At 71.2% G+C, this 16,032-nt stretch carries 17 protein-coding genes and 1 pseudogene; 5 read left to right on the top strand and 13 right to left on the bottom strand.

Features of this window, described 5'->3' with window-relative positions; translation table 11 throughout:
• Positions 1–2: 2 nt before the first annotated feature.
• The 4 genes and pseudogenes from nadC to nadA form a co-directional block, all read right to left on the bottom strand.
• On the bottom strand, positions 3–863 hold the full coding sequence (gene nadC, locus QJS31_RS34750) for a carboxylating nicotinate-nucleotide diphosphorylase (protein ID WP_282785121.1): 861 nt from the start codon (positions 861–863) through the stop codon (positions 3–5).
• A 244-nt stretch (positions 864–1,107) separates the two neighbouring features.
• Positions 1,108–1,425 (bottom strand): hypothetical protein, encoded by a 318-nt coding sequence (locus tag QJS31_RS37475; protein ID WP_372341648.1) that lies wholly within the window; start codon positions 1,423–1,425, stop codon positions 1,108–1,110.
• Positions 1,426–1,836: 411 nt separating this feature from the next.
• Positions 1,837–3,135: pseudogene (locus QJS31_RS37470) on the bottom strand (L-aspartate oxidase); the annotation flags it as partial.
• Positions 3,136–3,583: 448 nt separating this feature from the next.
• Positions 3,584–4,654: a quinolinate synthase NadA gene (gene nadA, locus QJS31_RS34740; RefSeq protein ID WP_282785734.1), complete on the bottom strand. Its 1,071-nt coding sequence runs from the start codon at positions 4,652–4,654 to the stop codon at positions 3,584–3,586.
• A gap of 78 nt (positions 4,655–4,732) precedes the next feature.
• On the opposite strand from nadA, the gene QJS31_RS34735 reads away from it, so the two are divergent.
• Positions 4,733–5,509 (top strand): NUDIX domain-containing protein, encoded by a 777-nt coding sequence (locus tag QJS31_RS34735; protein ID WP_282785735.1) that lies wholly within the window; start codon positions 4,733–4,735, stop codon positions 5,507–5,509.
• Here QJS31_RS34735 and QJS31_RS34730 read toward each other — a convergent pair.
• A complete protein-coding gene (locus QJS31_RS34730) occupies positions 5,472–6,179 on the bottom strand; it encodes a response regulator transcription factor (protein WP_143983953.1) in 708 nt (235 codons plus the stop codon). The genes QJS31_RS34735 and QJS31_RS34730 overlap by 38 nt on opposite strands.
• A gap of 148 nt (positions 6,180–6,327) precedes the next feature.
• Here QJS31_RS34730 and QJS31_RS34725 point away from each other — a divergent pair, with 148 nt between their 5' ends.
• Together QJS31_RS34725 and QJS31_RS34720 are read left to right on the top strand one after the other, a co-directional pair.
• On the top strand, positions 6,328–7,302 hold the full coding sequence (locus QJS31_RS34725; RefSeq protein WP_282785736.1) for a GlxA family transcriptional regulator: 975 nt from the start codon (positions 6,328–6,330) through the stop codon (positions 7,300–7,302).
• A gap of 227 nt (positions 7,303–7,529) precedes the next feature.
• Positions 7,530–8,288 (top strand): hypothetical protein, encoded by a 759-nt coding sequence (locus QJS31_RS34720; RefSeq protein ID WP_282785737.1) that lies wholly within the window; start codon positions 7,530–7,532, stop codon positions 8,286–8,288.
• Positions 8,289–8,294: 6 nt separating this feature from the next.
• On the opposite strand, the gene QJS31_RS34715 is transcribed toward QJS31_RS34720, so the two are convergent.
• Entirely contained in the window at positions 8,295–8,918 is a 624-nt protein-coding gene (locus tag QJS31_RS34715; RefSeq protein ID WP_282785738.1) for a suppressor of fused domain protein, read from the bottom strand.
• Positions 8,919–9,010: 92 nt separating this feature from the next.
• The gene (locus tag QJS31_RS34710; RefSeq protein WP_306358795.1) at positions 9,011–9,205 is read right to left on the bottom strand and encodes a hypothetical protein; all 195 of its coding nucleotides are present in this window, start codon (positions 9,203–9,205) and stop codon (positions 9,011–9,013) included.
• A gap of 111 nt (positions 9,206–9,316) precedes the next feature.
• Here QJS31_RS34710 and QJS31_RS34705 point away from each other — a divergent pair, with 111 nt between their 5' ends.
• Positions 9,317–9,667, top strand: a complete 351-nt coding sequence (locus QJS31_RS34705) for a hypothetical protein (protein ID WP_282785654.1) — start codon at positions 9,317–9,319, stop codon at positions 9,665–9,667.
• A 129-nt stretch (positions 9,668–9,796) separates the two neighbouring features.
• Here the strand turns inward: QJS31_RS34705 and QJS31_RS34700 are convergent, their stop codons facing one another.
• From QJS31_RS34700 to bioB, 3 genes are all read right to left on the bottom strand, one after another.
• Positions 9,797–10,510 carry a DUF2567 domain-containing protein gene (locus QJS31_RS34700; RefSeq protein ID WP_282785655.1) on the bottom strand — a complete coding sequence of 238 codons (714 nt, stop codon included), beginning with the start codon at positions 10,508–10,510 and terminating at the stop codon, positions 9,797–9,799.
• On the bottom strand, positions 10,510–10,743 hold the full coding sequence (locus QJS31_RS34695) for a hypothetical protein (protein WP_051037126.1): 234 nt from the start codon (positions 10,741–10,743) through the stop codon (positions 10,510–10,512). The genes QJS31_RS34700 and QJS31_RS34695 overlap by 1 nt, the downstream gene beginning before the upstream one ends.
• A gap of 68 nt (positions 10,744–10,811) precedes the next feature.
• Positions 10,812–11,825: a biotin synthase BioB gene (bioB, locus tag QJS31_RS34690; protein ID WP_029929181.1), complete on the bottom strand. Its 1,014-nt coding sequence runs from the start codon at positions 11,823–11,825 to the stop codon at positions 10,812–10,814.
• Between the two features lie 108 nt (positions 11,826–11,933).
• Between bioB and QJS31_RS34685 the strand changes: the two genes are divergently transcribed.
• Entirely contained in the window at positions 11,934–12,518 is a 585-nt protein-coding gene (locus QJS31_RS34685) for a TetR/AcrR family transcriptional regulator C-terminal domain-containing protein (RefSeq protein WP_029929182.1), read from the top strand.
• A 71-nt stretch (positions 12,519–12,589) separates the two neighbouring features.
• Here the strand turns inward: QJS31_RS34685 and QJS31_RS34680 are convergent, their stop codons facing one another.
• From QJS31_RS34680 to QJS31_RS34670, 3 genes are all read right to left on the bottom strand, one after another.
• Entirely contained in the window at positions 12,590–13,717 is a 1,128-nt protein-coding gene (locus tag QJS31_RS34680) for an alpha/beta hydrolase (RefSeq protein WP_282785656.1), read from the bottom strand.
• A gap of 460 nt (positions 13,718–14,177) precedes the next feature.
• The gene (gene bioD, locus QJS31_RS34675) at positions 14,178–14,861 is read right to left on the bottom strand and encodes a dethiobiotin synthase (protein ID WP_282785657.1); all 684 of its coding nucleotides are present in this window, start codon (positions 14,859–14,861) and stop codon (positions 14,178–14,180) included.
• Positions 14,858–16,012 (bottom strand): 8-amino-7-oxononanoate synthase, encoded by a 1,155-nt coding sequence (locus tag QJS31_RS34670; RefSeq protein WP_306358794.1) that lies wholly within the window; start codon positions 16,010–16,012, stop codon positions 14,858–14,860. The genes bioD and QJS31_RS34670 overlap by 4 nt, the downstream gene beginning before the upstream one ends.
• Positions 16,013–16,032: the final 20 nt, after the last annotated feature.

The raw sequence follows: 16,032 nt of genomic DNA, 5'->3' as shown, positions 1-16,032 counted from the left end.
CCCTACATGTCCAGGCCGAGGTCCAGCACACGTACGGAGTGGGTGAGCGCGCCGACGGCCAGATAGTCCACGCCGGTGCGGGCGTAGTCGGCGGCGGCATCCAGGGTGAGACCGCCGGAGGATTCCAGCTCGGTGTGCGGTGAGCGGGCGTCGCGACGCTGCACGGCGGCTTGGGTGGCCCACAGCGGGAAGTTGTCCAGCAGCACGAGTTCCACGTCCTCGGCGAGCACGGCGTCGAGCTGCTCCAGGCTGTCCACCTCCACCTCACAGGCGATGGTGGGGTTCAGGGCGCGCACCGCCCGCAGCGCCGCCACCACCGAACCGGCGGCGACCACGTGATTGTCCTTGATGAGCGCGGCGTCGCCGAGCCCCATGCGGTGGTTCACCCCGCCGCCGACGCGGACCGCGTACTTCTGTAGCGACCGCAGACCCGGCAGTGTCTTGCGGCTGTCGCGGATGCGGCAGTGGGTGCCCGCCACGGCATCCACCCAGGCGGCGGTGGCGGTGGCGATTCCGGAGAGGTGGCAGACGATATTGAGCAGGGTGCGCTCGGCGGTCAGCAGACCCCGGGTGGGAGCGACGACGCCGAGCACGGCGTCACCCGGCCGCACCCGGGTACCGTCCGGCACCCGCTCGGTGACCTCGTAACCGCCCGCCCCGATCACCTCGTCCAGCACCATCAGGCCGATATCGAGCCCCGCCACGGTGCCCTCCTGCCGCGAGACCACCGCCGCCTTCACCACGGCATCCTCGGGCACCGTCGCGACGGTGGTGATATCGGGCCCGTAGCGCAGATCCTCGTCGAGGGCGGTGCGAATGAGCGCGACCACCTCGTCGCGGTCGAGTCCGGTATCGAGGGTCATCGCTGCACTCCTGGATCGATGGATCGAGCACCGCGCCGCGGACGAGCGGTGCCGGGAAGCGGAAACGGTGCCGACATCCGCGCGTGTCCGCCCGCGCGGGTACGAAGGTGCTCGGCCGCATCGGCACAACCGTGTGCGGCGGCGCGAGTGTGCTCGGCGCGGGTAGGCCCCTTCCCGGCCGAGCGATGCGATTCCGAATGCCGCTCGGCGGCAGCGGATTCGGCCGTCGCGGCCACGGGCGGTCTCATGACGCGGCGGTGGGTACGGCGGTGCGCGACCATATGGGCTCCTCCCAGCCGTCGGTGAGCAACTGCGGCCGACCGTCCTCGCCGAGCCGCACCCCGATACTGCGGCGCTGCTCCGCGCGGGGCTCCGGATGGTCCGAACGGGTGTGGCAGCCACGGCTTTCCGTGCGCGCCGCCGCCGCGACCAGCAGGACACGGGCGGTGAGGGTGAGTGCGGCATCCTCGATATCGGCGGCGGTCACCGTGGCGGAGGTATCGGTGCCGCACCGCGATTCGCCGACCGTGGCATCCGGACCACCGTGATACCCGCGCGTCATGGGGTGCGCCCCGGCCGGGTGCTCGTCGGCCGCACCGCCGTACGGACGGTGGTGCGCGGCTTCCGCGTCGACACGGTAGCCGCGAGCCGCGCTCCCCCGGCCGCCCCCGGGCAGTCCGCCCGGCGCGCTGCCGCCCTTGTCGCCGCCCGGCCCGCGCGATGCGAGGCCGCCCGCAGCACCACCCGGCCCGCGTGACGCAATACCGCTCTCGTGATCGCTCGGTCCGCGCGAGGTGATGCCGCCCACGTCGTCGCGTGGTGTGGCATGCGACTCGTGCCCCGATCCGTGCGGCGAGGCGAGTGGCGCACCGAATCCGCCGTCCGGCCCGGGGGCGGCGATATCGATTGCGCCGGAATCGGTTCCGGTGCCGCTGGCGGCGAGCAGTTCGAGCAGGCGCAGCACGCCCTCGCGCAGGCCGTCGCCGTCGCGGACGACGGCGGCGCGGTCGGTCATCAGCCGTTGCAGGGCGGTGCGGTCGACGCGGGGCAGGCGCAGGGGGCCGATTTCGGTGACGGGGTCGGCTGCGCCGAGGCGTTCGGTGGCCGCCGCGCCCGCGCGTTCGCCGACCACCAGGCCCTCGAGCAGGCTGTTGGAGGCGAGCCGGTTCGCGCCGTGCAGGCCCGTGCGCGCGACCTCGCCCGCGGCGTACAGGCCGGGGACGGTGGTGCGGCCGTGGGTGTCGGTGACCACGCCGCCGCACTGGTAGTGGGCGGCGGGGGCGACCGGGATCAGTCCGGTGCGCGGGTCGATGGCCGCGGCCAGGCAGGAGGCGGTGATGGTCGGGAACCGCTGGGCGAAACCGTCGATGGCGCGGGCATCGAGATAGACGTGCTCGGTGCCCAGTTCGCGCATGCGGGCCGCGATGGCCCGCGACACCACGTCGCGCGGTGCGAGGTCACCGCGCGGGTGCACGCCGGCGGTGACCGAATTGCCCTCGGTGTCCACCAGAATCGCGCCCTCACCGCGCACGGCCTCGCTGATGAGCGGTCGCCGCCCCAGCCCACCGCGCGCGTACAGCACGGTCGGATGGAACTGCACGAACTCCAGATCCGCCACCACCGCGCCCGCGCGCAAGGCCAGCGCCACGCCGTCGGCGGTCGCCCCGGCGGGATTGGTGCTGCACGCGTACAGCTGCCCGAGCCCGCCGGTGGCCAGCAGCACGGCGGGCGCGTGCACCACACCGAAACCCCGGTCGGATAGGGCGAGTACACCGCGCACGCCGCTCGGCCCGGTCAGGATCTCGACCACTGCCGCACCGAAGATCACCGGCAGGCCCGCCGCGTTCAGCGCCCGCTGCACCTCGGCCCCGGTGGCGTCGCCCCCGGCGTGGATGATGCGCCGCGTACTGTGTCCGCCCTCGCGGGTCCGCGAGACCTGCCCGTCACGTCCGAGATCGAAGACCGCGCCCAGATCGGTGAGCGCGGCGACGGCATCCCGCCCGCCCTCGACGATCGAGCGGACCGCCGCCTCATCACACAGTCCGGCCCCGGCCACCACGGTGTCCTCGACATGCGACTCCACCGAATCGCCGTGCGGGGCCACCACGGCGATCCCACCCTGTGCGTACTGCGTGGCGGTATCGGTCGGCCCGCCCTTGCTCAGCGTGAGCACCCGCAGCCCGCGCAGCGACGCGGTACGCGCGGCGGTCAGCCCGGCCACCCCGCCGCCCACGACGACGAGATCGGCCTCGGCCTCCCAGTTGATCGTGATACTCACCGGATCTCTCCCTTCCCGGTGGTCGTGCACAAGCCCGCCGTCATGCTATGGCGGACCGACCCGGTGTACGGCAGCATCCGTGGCACGGCGACACCGCATGTCCTCGCCCCGGTGACCGGCCTTTCCGGCCGGCCGACCGCGCACCGACCGGGCCGCGCTACCCGCGCACCCGGCACATCGACCGTCCAAGCTCCCGGCACCGCCACCCGCGCTCCCGGCCCGTCCGCCAGCCGCACTCCGCGCCCGGCAACCATTCGCCGCCCAGGCCCAGCACCCGCACTGCCCAACACAGCTACCCGCACTCCTGGCTCGACCGCCAGCCGCGCGGACTGCTCGGCGACCGCGCACATCCCCAGCCCGACGACGGGCCTACCCGGCCCGGCGACCGTGCGCGCCCCCGGCCCGGCGGCCGCGTGGGCCGTCGGGAGCTGGGGGCCGCCTGTCACTCGCCGCCGCCCGGATTGCCGATCTCGATCATGCGCTGCACCGAGTTGCGGGCCAGGGCGGCGGTTTCGGGGTCGACGTGGACCTCGTCGCGGTTCTCCACCAGGGAGCGGAGCAGGGCGGCGGGGGTGATCATCTTCATGTACTTGCAGGAGGCGCGGTCGTTGACGGCCTGGAAGTCCACGCCGGGGGCGGCCTTGCGCAGCTGGTGCAGCATGCCGACCTCGGTGGCGACCAGCACCTGGCTCGCTGTGCCCGACTCGCCGCTGCGCGAGCTCCGCGCCGCCGCTGCCTTGGCGGCGTCGATCATGCCGCCGGTGGACAGGATGTGCACCCGGTCGGCCGGGAACTCGCCCGCGCCCGCGAGGTAGAGCGCCGAGGTGGCGCAACCGCATTCGGGGTGCACGAACAGTTCCGCGTCCGGATGGGTACGGGCCTGCTCGTTCAGCTCGTCGCCGTTGATTCCGGCGTGCACGTGGCATTCGCCCATCCAGATGTGCATGTTCTCGCGTCCGGTCACCCGCTTGACGTGCGCGCCCAGGAACTGGTCCGGCAGGAACAGCACCTCGCGGTCGGGGTCGATGGAGGCGACCACGTCCACGGCGTTGGAGGACGTGCAGCAGATATCGGTGAGGGCCTTCACCGCGGCGGTGGTGTTGACGTAGGAGACCACCAGCGCCCCCGGATGTTCGGCCTTCCACGCGCGCAGTTCGTCGGCGGTGATGGAGTCGGCCAGTGAGCAGCCCGCGCGCTGATCGGGGATGAGCACCGTCTTCTCCGGGCTCAGGATCTTGGCGGTCTCGGCCATGAAGTGCACACCGCAGAACACGATGGTGTCCTCGGGTGCCTCGGCCGCGATCCGGGACAGTGCGAGGGAGTCACCCACGTGGTCGGCGACGTCCTGAATCTCGGGCAGCTGGTAGTTGTGCGCGAGGATGGTGGCATTGCGCTCGCGCGCCAGTCGCTTGATCTCCCGCGCCCACTCCGGAGTGGCCTCGACTCCCCCGAAACCCGACGGTCCATCGGTGATGCGCTCGGTCAGCGGCATCATCGCACCCAGTGCAGCCATGGTCCGGCTCCTAACTCTCATGCGCCCGGCAGCTTCGCCGATTCGCATACACCCGGTTTTCGACTTAGAATCGAAAACGTGGCCCATCGTAGCACCATCCACGAATCGCTCACCGCGGTGTTCCAGGTTCGCCGCTTCCCCGATGGCATCACCGCAGGTAGTGACGTTTCCGAGGGTTCGGGGGCCGAGGCACCGCGTCGATCGCTGGATCGCCGCTGCCCGCCCGGCCAACGCACCGAACTGGCCGTACTGCTGTGGGAGCGGGCCCTCGATCCGGCCAAGGGCACCTGGTCGCTGCCGGGCGGGCGGCTGCGCGACGACGAGGACCTCGACTTCTCCGCCGCCCGCCAGCTCGCCGAGAAGGTGGATGTGCGTGAGCTGACCCACCTGGAGCAGCTGTCGGTGTTCAGCGATCCACACCGGGTGCCCGGTGACCGTCGCATCGCCTCGGCCTATCTGGGTCTGGTGCCGCTGACCGCCGACCCGAAGCTGCCGCCGGACACCCGCTGGCATCCGGTGTCGGCACTGCCGGACATGTCCTTCGACCACGGCGTGGTGGTGGGGCACGCCCGCACCCGGCTGGCGGCGAAGCTCTCCTACACCAATATCGCCTTCGGTCTGGCCCCGGAGCACTTCACCATGTCCACCCTGCGCGAGATCTACTGCGCGGCACTCGGATACGAGGTGGACACCACGAATCTGCAACGGGTGCTGTCGCGCCGCGGGGTCATCACCCCCACCGGCGCGACCGCCTCACCCGGCCGGACGGGTGGCCGCCCGGCCGCGCTCTACCGCTTCACCGACACCGAGATCCGCGTCACCGACGAATTCGCCGCGCTGCGCCCGCCGAGCTGACCACCTCGGGCTGGGTAGCCCAGCGGTAGCCGAAGCCGCGCACCGTGGTGATCAGTCCGGGCCGGTCGAGTTTGGCCCGCAGGGTCGAGATGTGCACGTCCAGGCTGCGGGAGACGGCGAGAAAGGCGTCACCCCAGATACGATCCATCAGGATCTCCCGGCTCACCGCCTGCCCCGGCCGCTCCACCAATGCCTCCACCAGCTCGAATTCCTTGTGAGTGAGCAGGATCGGCGCGCCGGCCACGGTGACCTCCCGGGCCACCGGATCGACGCGCACGTCACCGGTGTCCACCACCGCGGACCGGGCCGCCGCCTCCGCCGCGGTGCGGCGCATGGCGTGTTCGATGCGTGCCACCAGTTCGCCGATCCGCGGCGGTTTGACCAGACAGTCGTCGGCCCCACCGCGCAGCCCCCGCACGATGGTCCGTTCGTCGTCGTCCTCGCTGAGCAGCACCACCGGTATCGAACTCACCTCGCGCAGCCGCCGCAGGGTGGTCAGGCCACAGCCGTCGGGCAGCTCCAGGTCCAGCAGCGCGGCATCGTAGTCACGGTGGCCGAGCAGCAGATCGGCTCCCCGGCGTTTGCGTTCGGCGTCGAAACCCCTTTCGGTCAACATATCCACCAGCGCATCGCCGGATATGTCGTCGTCCTCGATCAGCAGCAACCGCACCCGTCCCCCCGGACTTCGGTCGGTCACCACACTCTCCGTCATTGTCCTCATCCGATCTCCTCCCGAATCGGTCACGAGTCCAAGAGATTAGGACAGGCTTACCGGTAGGGGCAGTAGCGAATGCGACGGGTTCAGTAGCATGCGCGACATGAACGTCGCGGTATTCGTGGTCGACGGCGTCGCCGACTTCGGTTACGCGGCGCTGATCGAGACCTTCAGCATGGCGAACGGATTGCGGGAGCGACTCCCGCAGCCACCGCCCCCGTGGCGGGTGCACACCGTCTCCTTCGGCCACCGGGTCCGTTCCGGCAACGGACACTCCGTGACCACCACGCCCCTGGCCGAGCTGCGCGAGGAGGTCGATCTCGTCATCGTGCCGGCGGTGAACGTGCTCGACGCGCAGACGCTGATCGGTCTGGTCTCGGCACCGCACAGCAGGCCGGTGCTCGACCACATCCGGCGGACCCACCACGCCGGCGGGCGGCTGGCGGCCGCCTGCACCGGCACCTTCTTCCTCGCCGAGGCCGGGGTGCTCGACGGTGCGCCCGCGACGACGAGCTGGTGGCTCGGGCCGAGCTTCCGCCGCCGCTACCCCCGGGTGGCACTGGACGAGAGCCGCCTGCTGTGCCGGGGCGGCCGGATCACTACCGCCGGGGCGTCACTGTCCCATATGGACCTCGCCCTGTCGCTGGTGCACGGCCGGTCCCCGGCGCTGGCCGAGCTGACCGCCCGCTACCTGGCGCTCGGCAATCGGGACACCCAGGCCGCCTTCGCCATTCCCGAGGTGGTCGCCCGCGGCGACGCGCTGGTCGCCGCCTTCGAACGCTGGGTGCGCGCACATCTGTCCGAACCGCTGCACATCGCCACCGCCGCCCGCGAACTGGGCACCACCACGCGCACCCTGCAACGCGCCACCCGCGCCGAAATCGGCCTGACACCCCGCGAGTTCGCCAACGACATCCGTCTGGAGCGGGCCGCGCACCTGCTGCGCACCACCACGCTGACCGTCGACTCCATCGCGGCACACGTCGGCTACTCCAGCCCCGCCACCCTGCGCACCCTGGTGCGCCGCCGCCACGGCATGACCCTGGCGGAACTGCGCGCCGCGCGCGGGCCGTGGTAACGGCCGACCCGAAGAACTCACGGTGCCGAATTCTCGCAGCCCGGCAGCGAAATGGCGGGCTCGCGAATCTCAAACGGATGTAAAAACACCCGCGGGCATTACCGGCGCGGTGGACGGCGGTGATTGAATCGCGGCGGCGTCCGTTTCGACGCGTCGTGCGATCATCGGCCGCGCATCGGTGCGGCGGTCCGCGATTCTTTTCCGCTGAGGTGTACAGGATTTGACAGATGAGTGACCCACGCCAGCCGAACCCCTACCAGCAGCCGGGCGGATGGCCGCCGCATCCGGCGGGCGGGCAACCACCGCAGCGGTTCGGACCGGGACCCCAGCAGCCGATGTCCGGCGCGCCCCAGCAGTACGGCGCCCCGCAACAGTACGGCGCTCCGCAGCAGTACGGTGCACCCCAGCAGCACGGCGCTCCTCAGCAATACGGCGCTCCCCCACAGCAATTCGGCGCGCCCCGGCACCAGCAGCCCGGCATGCCGCAGCAGCCCCATCCGGGTGCACCGCAGCCGCAGTTCGGGCCCGGGCCCGGCGGCTACCCGCAGCAGCCTCCGAGCGGCGGCAAGAATCAGATGCCGCTGATCATCGGCGGGGTCGCGCTGGTGGCCGTGCTCGGCATCGGTGCGGTGTTCCTGCTCTCGGGTTCGGGCGGCGGCATTGTCGGCGGCTCGGACGACCCGCGCGATGTGGCCGAAGACTTCGTCAACGGCGGCGCGAAGAACAAGGACCTCATCTGCCAGTCGGACCTGTCGATGATCGAGAGCGTCGACACCGGCGGCATCACCGTCACCAATGTGCCCAAGGTCGACTCCAAGACGACCCTGAAGAGCGTCGACGTGCCCTCGGGCGCGGACGAGGGCACCTTCACCGTCGACGTCGAGGTGAACTTCGGCGGCCGCACCAACACCCAGTCACTCACCTACGACCTGGTCAAGGAGAACGGTGAGTGGAAGGTGTGCGGGATCGGCGACGCGCTGAAGTAGCCGCGCTCAGCCGCGCGCGAGCAGCGAGGGCCGATCGGCGTCGGTGACGTAGAGCGGCAGGTCGGCGGCGAGCCGGGCCAGCAGCGCGGGCGCGTTACCGCCCAGCGCAGTCTGGTACTCGTCCAGGGTCAGGCCCACCACCTGGAGGAAGCGCAGACTGCCGTGCGGGGTGCCGATCTCGCCGAGTTCCGGGTCGACCGTGAAGGCCATGGCGCGGATGGCGCTGTCGGGGCGGTCGCCGGCCAGCGGGCCGCCCGCCTTCATGGTGTGACCCGGCTCGAAACGGTTCTCGCTCTGGAATACGTAACGGCCCAGCGTCTGCAGCAGCTGCGCGGGCCACAGCGGCGGCTGCGACTCGGCCGTCGACCGGACCACGCGCATGGTGAACTCGAATCCCCAGCCCGAGGTATGCGGATCGGCGGACTCCTTCTCGTACAGTTCCGACATGCCGTAACCGACGTAATGCCAATGCGCGATCGGGTCCGTCCGACCGAAAACGCTGATGCCGTCGAGCGGATCCGGGCCGCCGAGCGCCCACGGCTGCTTCGTACCCAGGTGGAACGGCGTCGCCTCGCCGTACAGCCGACGCAGTGCACCGTCGATGGCATCCCAGCCCGTTGCGCTTTCCATGCCGAGTGACCCTACGGCCGGACGACCACCACCACGGTCGGACGACTCAAATCAATGTAAAACAAGTGCCGGAACGCCTTCAGTGGCAGCGATCACCACTGCTGTTCGCGCCCACGGTGTTTGGTCACGCGGCGGTAGCGCCGACCGCTGGGGATCGGCCGGGCCGCATTGGAGCGGCGCAGGGCGTGGCGCTGCCGCCACGCGGTCAGGTCGGGCCGCTCCGGCGCGGTGACCTCGGCCCGCTCCGGCGCGGCCGGGTCGTGGCCGCGCTGTGCTGCGGTTCCCATGGCGGTCTCCCGATCGGATGCGGTGTGTGTTCAACGGCCCACGGTAGGCGTGGGAGCGGGTCGGGGCCAGTGAATTTCGCGCCGGGTGTGCGGGCTGGATAGACTGGCCCGATGCCTTTGGTAGACGTCACCTACTCGCCGGATATTCCCGACAGCGTGCTGCGGGAGCTGGCGGAGGTGTTGCCGCACGCGGTGTCGGTGGCGGTGGAGTGCCCGGAGGAGCCGTACGACGGCGATCTACAGCCCGGTGACGTGGAGATCCGGTTCCGGCCGCTCGGCCCGTTCGACCGCAGCGGACTCGATGCGGTGATCGAAATCCGGTCCAAGTACTTCGCGAGCCGCGCGGAGAATCGGCAGGAGCGGGTGGACGGGCTGCACGCGGCCATCGCGAAGGCGGTCGACCTCGACGATTTCGGCGTCTACCTGTCGCTACCGGTCGCCGCGTGGGCGCAGACTGAATAGACCGCATGGGCGTGAACAGACCATGTGGACGTGAGCAGACCACGTGGGCGTGAACGGACCACGTGGGCGCGGAGTGAACAGACGGCGACGCTATCAGCGGCGTGAACGACCGGCGCCGCGAACGGGGGATCAGCGGTCGGGATTGCCCCGGCCCGCGCCCTCGTACGGCATCGGCCCGAAGCCCGGTGCCGAACCGCCGTTCGCTCCCGGACCGCCGTAGGGTCCGTAGCTGATGGCCGAGCCGTACGGTCCGGATGCGAGCAGGCCGCGGCGCGGCGCTTCGCCGCCGAAGGGCTGGAACTGTCCGCTGCCCAGATCGTCGGCCACGCTCAGGGCCGACCAGATGAGCACCAGCAGCGTCGCCACCAGCGGTTGCGCGATGAGGGCCTGCCAGGCGGGCACGGTGGGCGCGAGTTCGACGATCGACCCGACCGGTGGATTCTCCGGGCGCGGGTACAGCACCTCGGCGGCGGCCTCGCCGACCAGGCGCATGACGAACGCGCCCAGCAGCGAGCCGATCACCAATCCGGCCAGCAGTATCGGCCCGCGCACGCGCCGCCACCGCCACGTGCCGGTGGCGGTGAGCACCCCGGTCACCATGCCGACGAGAACGAAGACGGCCAGCGCGTCGAACTGGTGCGCGCTCTCCCCGGTCAGCACCGCACCACGGTCCGGCTCCACCACCACCAACCGTTCGGCGGGGGCGAGGAAGGCCCACACCATCGCCGCCATCGCACTGACCGCGGTGACGCCCGCGACGACCAGCGCGGCCGCCCGGCGTTCCCGCCGCAGCACCTCGGTCCGCGTCCCGGCGGCTCCGGGTGGAGCGAATCCCGGTGCCACTACCGGTGTTCCAGACTCTTCGAGTCCAGCACCCCGTGGCGCGAGCATTTCGCCCACCAACCGTCCGGACTCACCTGCACGATCATGCGGCGGCCGCACTGCTCGCAGTAGCGCGGCGGTTCCAGCCCGAGCGCGGCGGCGGCCGGGACCGGATCGTCCGCGCCGGGTTCGATCAGCTTGCCGGTGAACGGGTTGTACAGCGCCACGCGCGCGGTGACCTCGTCCGTTTCCATGTCCACGACATTACCCATGTGCGCGCCCACTTCCCGGTATGCGGTTCCCAATCGATATGCGATGCGCACTACAGGGTTTCGTTGAGCGCCTTGATCGGCATCTTCAGCTCGCCCAGCAGATCGAGGTCGGCCTCGGCGGGGCGGCCCAGGGTGGTCAGGTAGTTGCCGACGATGACGGCGTTGATGCCGCCCAGGATGCCCTGCTTGGCGCCCAGGTCGCCGAGGGTGATCTCGCGACCGCCCGCGAAGCGCAGGATGGTGCGCGGCAGGGCGAGCCGGAAGGCGGCCACGGCGCGCAGCGCGTCGGCGGCGGGCAGCACCTCGAGGTCACCGAACGGGGTGCCCGGGCGCGGGTTGAGGAAGTTCAGCGGCACCTCGTCGGGTTCCAGTTCGGCCAGCTGCGCGGCGAATTCGGCCCGCTGCTCCAGCGATTCGCCCATGCCGAGGATGCCGCCGCAGCACACCTCCATCCCGGCCTCGCGCACCATGCGCAGGGTGTCCCAGCGCTCCTCCCAGGTGTGCGTGGTGACCACCTGCGGGAAGTGCGACTTGGCGGTCTCGAGGTTGTGGTTGTAGCGGTGCACGCCCATGGCGGCGAGCTGGTCGACCTGCTCTTGGCTCAGCATGCCCAGCGAGCACGCGACCTGGATGTCGACCTCGTTGCGAATGGCCTCCACGCCCGCGGCGACCTGCGCCATGAGGCGCTCGTCGGGGCCGCGCACGGCGGCCACGATGCAGAATTCGGTGGCTCCGGTCTTGGCGGTCTGCTTGGCGGCCTCGACCAGGCTGGGGATGTCGAGCCAGGCGGCGCGCACCGGCGACTGGAACAGGCCGGACTGTGAGCAGAAGTGGCAGTCCTCCGGGCAGCCGCCGGTCTTGAGCGAGATGATGCCCTCGACCTCGACCTCGGGACCGCACCACTTCATGCGCACGTCGTGGGCGAGGGCGAGCAGTTCCTCGAGCCGGTCGTCGCCGAGGCGCAGCACCGCGAGGGTCTGCTCCTGGGTCAGGCCGATGCCCTGTTCGAGCACCTGCTCGCGGGCGATCGCCAGAATATCGGTGTTGACGGCTACCTGGGTCACAGCGCGAAATCCCTTCGTCCGGCCGATGTGGCCGAGCAACTTGAACGGTGTTCAGGGTAGGCTAGCAGTCACGAACGTGAGCCGAAACACGAAGGGTCGGGATTATCCGTGCAGCTGCACCGCACCGATGTGGTCGACGGGGCCATCGCCATTCTGGACCAGTACGGTCTGGCCGATCTGACCATGCGGCGCCTGGCCGGATCGCTGCATGTGCAGCCCGGGGCGCTGTACTGGCACTTCCCCAACAAGCAGGCGCTGCTGGGCGCGGTGGCCGACCGCATCCTCGCCCCCATGGACGAACCCGTGACCGCCGACGAATGGTCCGGGCAGCTCGGCGAACTGGCCCATCGGCTGCGCTCATGCCTGCTGGCCTACCGGGACGGGGCCGAATTGGTCTCCGCCACCTACGCTTCCCGCCTCACCACCTCGAAAGGCCGCGAGCGCATGGCGAGTGCGGCCATTCGGGCCGGAATGACCAGGGAGGAGGCCGATCTCGCGGCCTTCACCCTGCTCTACTACGTGCTCGGACAGACCGTGGACGAGCAGGCGCGCATGCAGATGGACTCGGTGGGCGCGCTGGCCGACGAGCATTCGCCGCTGTACGACACGCCCGACGCGACGGCCCGTTTCGACTTCGGGCTGCAACTGTTCGTGAGCGGGGTGCGGCATCTGCTGGGCACCCGCATCCGCTGATCCGGGAGATCGGGAGATGGTCCGCGGGCGCTCCCGCGCACCGCGATGATCAGGGGCGCTGGATCCGGACCTCAACCGGATGCCATCGGGGTGCGTTCGATCAATCGGACGAACGGCACGACCTGTTGGAGGATCACCGCGTTGTACTCGGCCGGGCGTTGCTTCGGATTGGCGTGACCGGTGGTGCGCGTGGTCACCACCAGCAGGGTGCCGTCCGGGCCACCCACCCGGTCGATGAGCGCCCGGTGGGTGTAGGCGACGTCGACTATGTAGTCGGCGTAGGGGTTTCGAGGGCGGATGAACACGATGGCCGGGCGGGGTTTGCCGTCGGCGGGTTCGGCCAGCGCGCGCAGATGGTTCACCGCGCCCCCGGCCACGATCGCCCTGAACTGGGATTCGATCAGACCGGTGCTGGCCACATCGGTGGTGAGGATCTTCTCGCGCAACGAATCCCGCACCGCCTCGCGGAAGTCGTCGGGTTCGATGCCGTAGCGGCCGCCCTGATATCGGTCACGGCGGGAGTAGGTTTCGGCGGTCAGCCGCAACAGCCTGCTCTCGCGCGCACCGGGGAACCAGCCCACCCAGCGCATGAGCTCCTCCCCCTGGTCGCGGCTCTCCCGGCGCACGGCGTGCAGGTCGATCGGGGTGCAGTCCAGCAGTACCGCCAGCACCTGCCGGGAACTGGCGGTGTGCAGGTGGTGGGCGATCTCCAGGGCGATGACGCCGCCCATACTGTGGCCGGCCAGCACGACCTTCGGTATGTGCGCGGCCTCGGTGACCCGCACGATGAGGTCGGCGATGACCTTGGTGTCGATACCGGTGTTGTCGTAGCGCACCGCCCACACCGAACCGAGCTGGCTCAACGTCGGTAGCGCGCGGGCGGTGTCGGTGGCGTCGAGCGAGCCCAGACCGACCAGATCGAAGACCGCCGTATCGGCCGCCGCCGCGCCGGAGGGGCCGGCGATGGGCAGGACGGCGGGTGCGGTGCGGGCCAGCCGCGCCCGCTCGGGGGCGACATCGAGTCGCCAATATTGTGCGAACAGCGCGAGGAACAGCAGCGGTATCAGCGCGAACCGGGCCGCGATCCGCAGCCCGCGCCGCTCTCGCCACCGGGTTCCGAATCGGGTTTCGCGCAGCCGCGCCCGCCGCCGCTCGTCGTCGTACTCGGCGGCGCCGGACGGATGTGGATAGTCCCACATACCGATCCACTGTAGGCAGGGATCGCCCGGTGATCACACCGCCGGAGCGCCGCCGCGGCTCCGAAGCGCGAACTACGCGACGGATTCACGCGCGGGCGACGGCGATCCCACGTGCGACGACACCACAGTCGACCGCGCACCAGCGATCCCCCACCACGGGCACGAGCCACAGTCAGCCCCGTGACGGCGGCCCCACGGCGCGCGCACGCCCGCGTCCCCGTGTCAGCGATACCGCCCACTGCGCGTGGGCTACCGCGATCCCCGTGGCGGCGGCCCCCACGGCGCACACTCGCGTCCGCGCCGCAGCGGCGATACCGCCCACTGCGCTCCGCGATCCGCGTGGCGACGACTCGATCGCCGGTGCGGTACCACTGCCCTCCGGGTCCCGCGTCGCGACCGAACACGGCAGCCGGACGCGGACCGGTCGGGAGCGAGGCCCTGGACCGCGCATGCCGACGGTTCAGCCGGGCAGGTAGCGGGCGCGCCAGTCGGCGTCGAACCAGCCGGGGGCGGCGGCGGCGAAGCGGGCGGCGGGCCAGGAGCCGACGCCGAAGGGGAGGGTGCCGACCAGGTCGACGCCGGTGACGGCGGGCAGGTCGGCGCGATTGCAGGTGGCGGCGAGGTCGGGGTCGTCCGGCCAAGCGCCGATGACCAGGCCCGCGCACGGGACACCCGCCGAAGCCAGTGTGCGCGTGGTCAATTCGCTGTGGTTCAGGGTGCCCAGTCCGGCGGCGGCCACCACCAGCACCGGTGCTCCGAGCTGCTGCGCCAGGTCGAGCAGGGTGAATTCGCCCATCCGCACCAGCAGTCCACCCGCCCCCTCCACCAGGGTGAGATCGGCGTCGGCCAGCGATTCCACCGCCGCCGCCGTATCGGCGAGGGTCAGCAGCGGCCGACCGCAGCGGCGCGCGGCGGTATCGGGGGCCAGTGGATCGGGATAGCGCGCCAGTTCCAGGGTGCGGGTGACCCCGCTGAGTCGTTCGACGACGGCCAGGTCACCGGGTTCGCCTGGCGCGACCCCGGTTTGGGCGGGCTTGCACACCGCCACCCGCGCCCCGGCCGCCCGTGCGGTCGCCGCCAGCGCGGCGGTGACCATGGTCTTTCCGACATCGGTGGACGTGCCGGTTACGAAGAGAACGCTCATGCCGGAACCGTCTGCTGCCCGCGCGCCCGCGCCAACACCTCGCCGAGAACCGTTGCGATGGTGTCGAGTTCGGCGGGGGTGAGGTCGGCGCGGGCGGTGAGGCGCAACCGTGAGGTGCCCTCGGGGACCGAGGGCGGGCGGAAGCAGCCGACGCTGAGGCCCCGTTCTCGGCAGGCGACGGCGGCGTCGTAGGCAACCCGCGCCTCGCCGAGCACCACCGACACCACGGCCGAATCGGGTTGTGTCACATCGGCGATCCGGGCCAGGTCGGCCGCCCGGTCGAGCACCCGACCGGCCAGGCCGGGGTCGCGGCGCAGGATGCCCAGGGCGGCGCGGGCGGCTCCGACGGCGGCGGGGGCGAGTCCGGTGTCGAAGATGAAGGTGCGGGCGGAGTCGATGAGGTGGGCGCGCACCCGCTCGCTGGCGAGGACCGCGCCGCCCTGGGCGCCCAGGGCCTTGGACAGGGTCGCCGTGATCACCAGATCCGGTTCGCCCGCCAGCCCGCATTCGTGCACCAGTCCGCGACCGCCCGTGCCGCGCACGCCGAGTCCGTGCGCCTCGTCCACCACCAGGACCGCGCCCCGGGCGCGGGTGACGCGGTGCAGCTCCCGCAGCGGCGCGAGATCGCCGTCGGCGCTGAAGACGGAATCGGTGAGCACCAGGGCGCGTTCCTCGCCGCGCCGGGCCAGCAGCCGGTCCACGGCGTCCACATCGCGGTGCGGGGCGATCTCGACCCGCGCCCGCGACAGGCGGCAGGCGTCCACCAGCGAGGCGTGGCTGCCCGCATCCGACACCACCAGCGCATCGCGCCCGGCCAGCGCGGTGACCACGCCCAGATTGGCGGCGTAGCCGGAGGCGAACACCAATCCCGCCTGCGCGCCGACGAATTCGGCGAGTTCGGTTTCCAGCAGTTCGTGTTCGGCGGTGGTGCCGGTGACCAGCCGCGAACCCGTGGCACCCGCACCCCAGCGCCGCACCGCCGCGACCGCGCCCTCGATCACCTCCGGATGCCGGGTGAGCCCGAGGTAGTCGTTGGAGGCCAGGTCGATGGCCTCGCCCTCGGACGCGCGCGGCCGCAGTTCGCGGCGCAGCCCGGCGCGCACCCGATCTGCGGCGCGTTCGTCCAACCATCGCAAGGGATCGACACTCACAGCTCCGCAGCATACTTGAA

Source organism: Nocardia sp. CC213A (assembly GCF_030766805.1).
In the GTDB taxonomy this organism is placed as follows: Bacteria; Actinomycetota; Actinomycetes; order Mycobacteriales; family Mycobacteriaceae; genus Nocardia; species Nocardia otitidiscaviarum.
The sequence above is the reverse complement of the archived record's forward strand: the minus strand, read 5'-3'. Positions and strand labels throughout refer to the sequence as shown.

Coding starts and splice junctions, on each gene's coding strand:
- nadC (WP_282785121.1), bottom strand. CDS start 863: ATGACCCTCGATACCGGACTCGACCGCGACGAGGTGGTCGCGCTCATT.
- QJS31_RS37475 (WP_372341648.1), bottom strand. CDS start 1,425: ATGACGCGCGGGTATCACGGTGGTCCGGATGCCACGGTCGGCGAATCG.
- nadA (WP_282785734.1), bottom strand. CDS start 4,654: ATGGCTGCACTGGGTGCGATGATGCCGCTGACCGAGCGCATCACCGAT.
- QJS31_RS34725 (WP_282785736.1), top strand. CDS start 6,328: ATGAACGTCGCGGTATTCGTGGTCGACGGCGTCGCCGACTTCGGTTAC.
- QJS31_RS34720 (WP_282785737.1), top strand. CDS start 7,530: ATGAGTGACCCACGCCAGCCGAACCCCTACCAGCAGCCGGGCGGATGG.
- QJS31_RS34715 (WP_282785738.1), bottom strand. CDS start 8,918: ATGGAAAGCGCAACGGGCTGGGATGCCATCGACGGTGCACTGCGTCGG.
- QJS31_RS34710 (WP_306358795.1), bottom strand. CDS start 9,205: ATGGGAACCGCAGCACAGCGCGGCCACGACCCGGCCGCGCCGGAGCGG.
- QJS31_RS34705 (WP_282785654.1), top strand. CDS start 9,317: ATGCCTTTGGTAGACGTCACCTACTCGCCGGATATTCCCGACAGCGTG.
- QJS31_RS34695 (WP_051037126.1), bottom strand. CDS start 10,743: ATGGAAACGGACGAGGTCACCGCGCGCGTGGCGCTGTACAACCCGTTC.
- QJS31_RS34680 (WP_282785656.1), bottom strand. CDS start 13,717: ATGTGGGACTATCCACATCCGTCCGGCGCCGCCGAGTACGACGACGAG.
- bioD (WP_282785657.1), bottom strand. CDS start 14,861: ATGAGCGTTCTCTTCGTAACCGGCACGTCCACCGATGTCGGAAAGACC.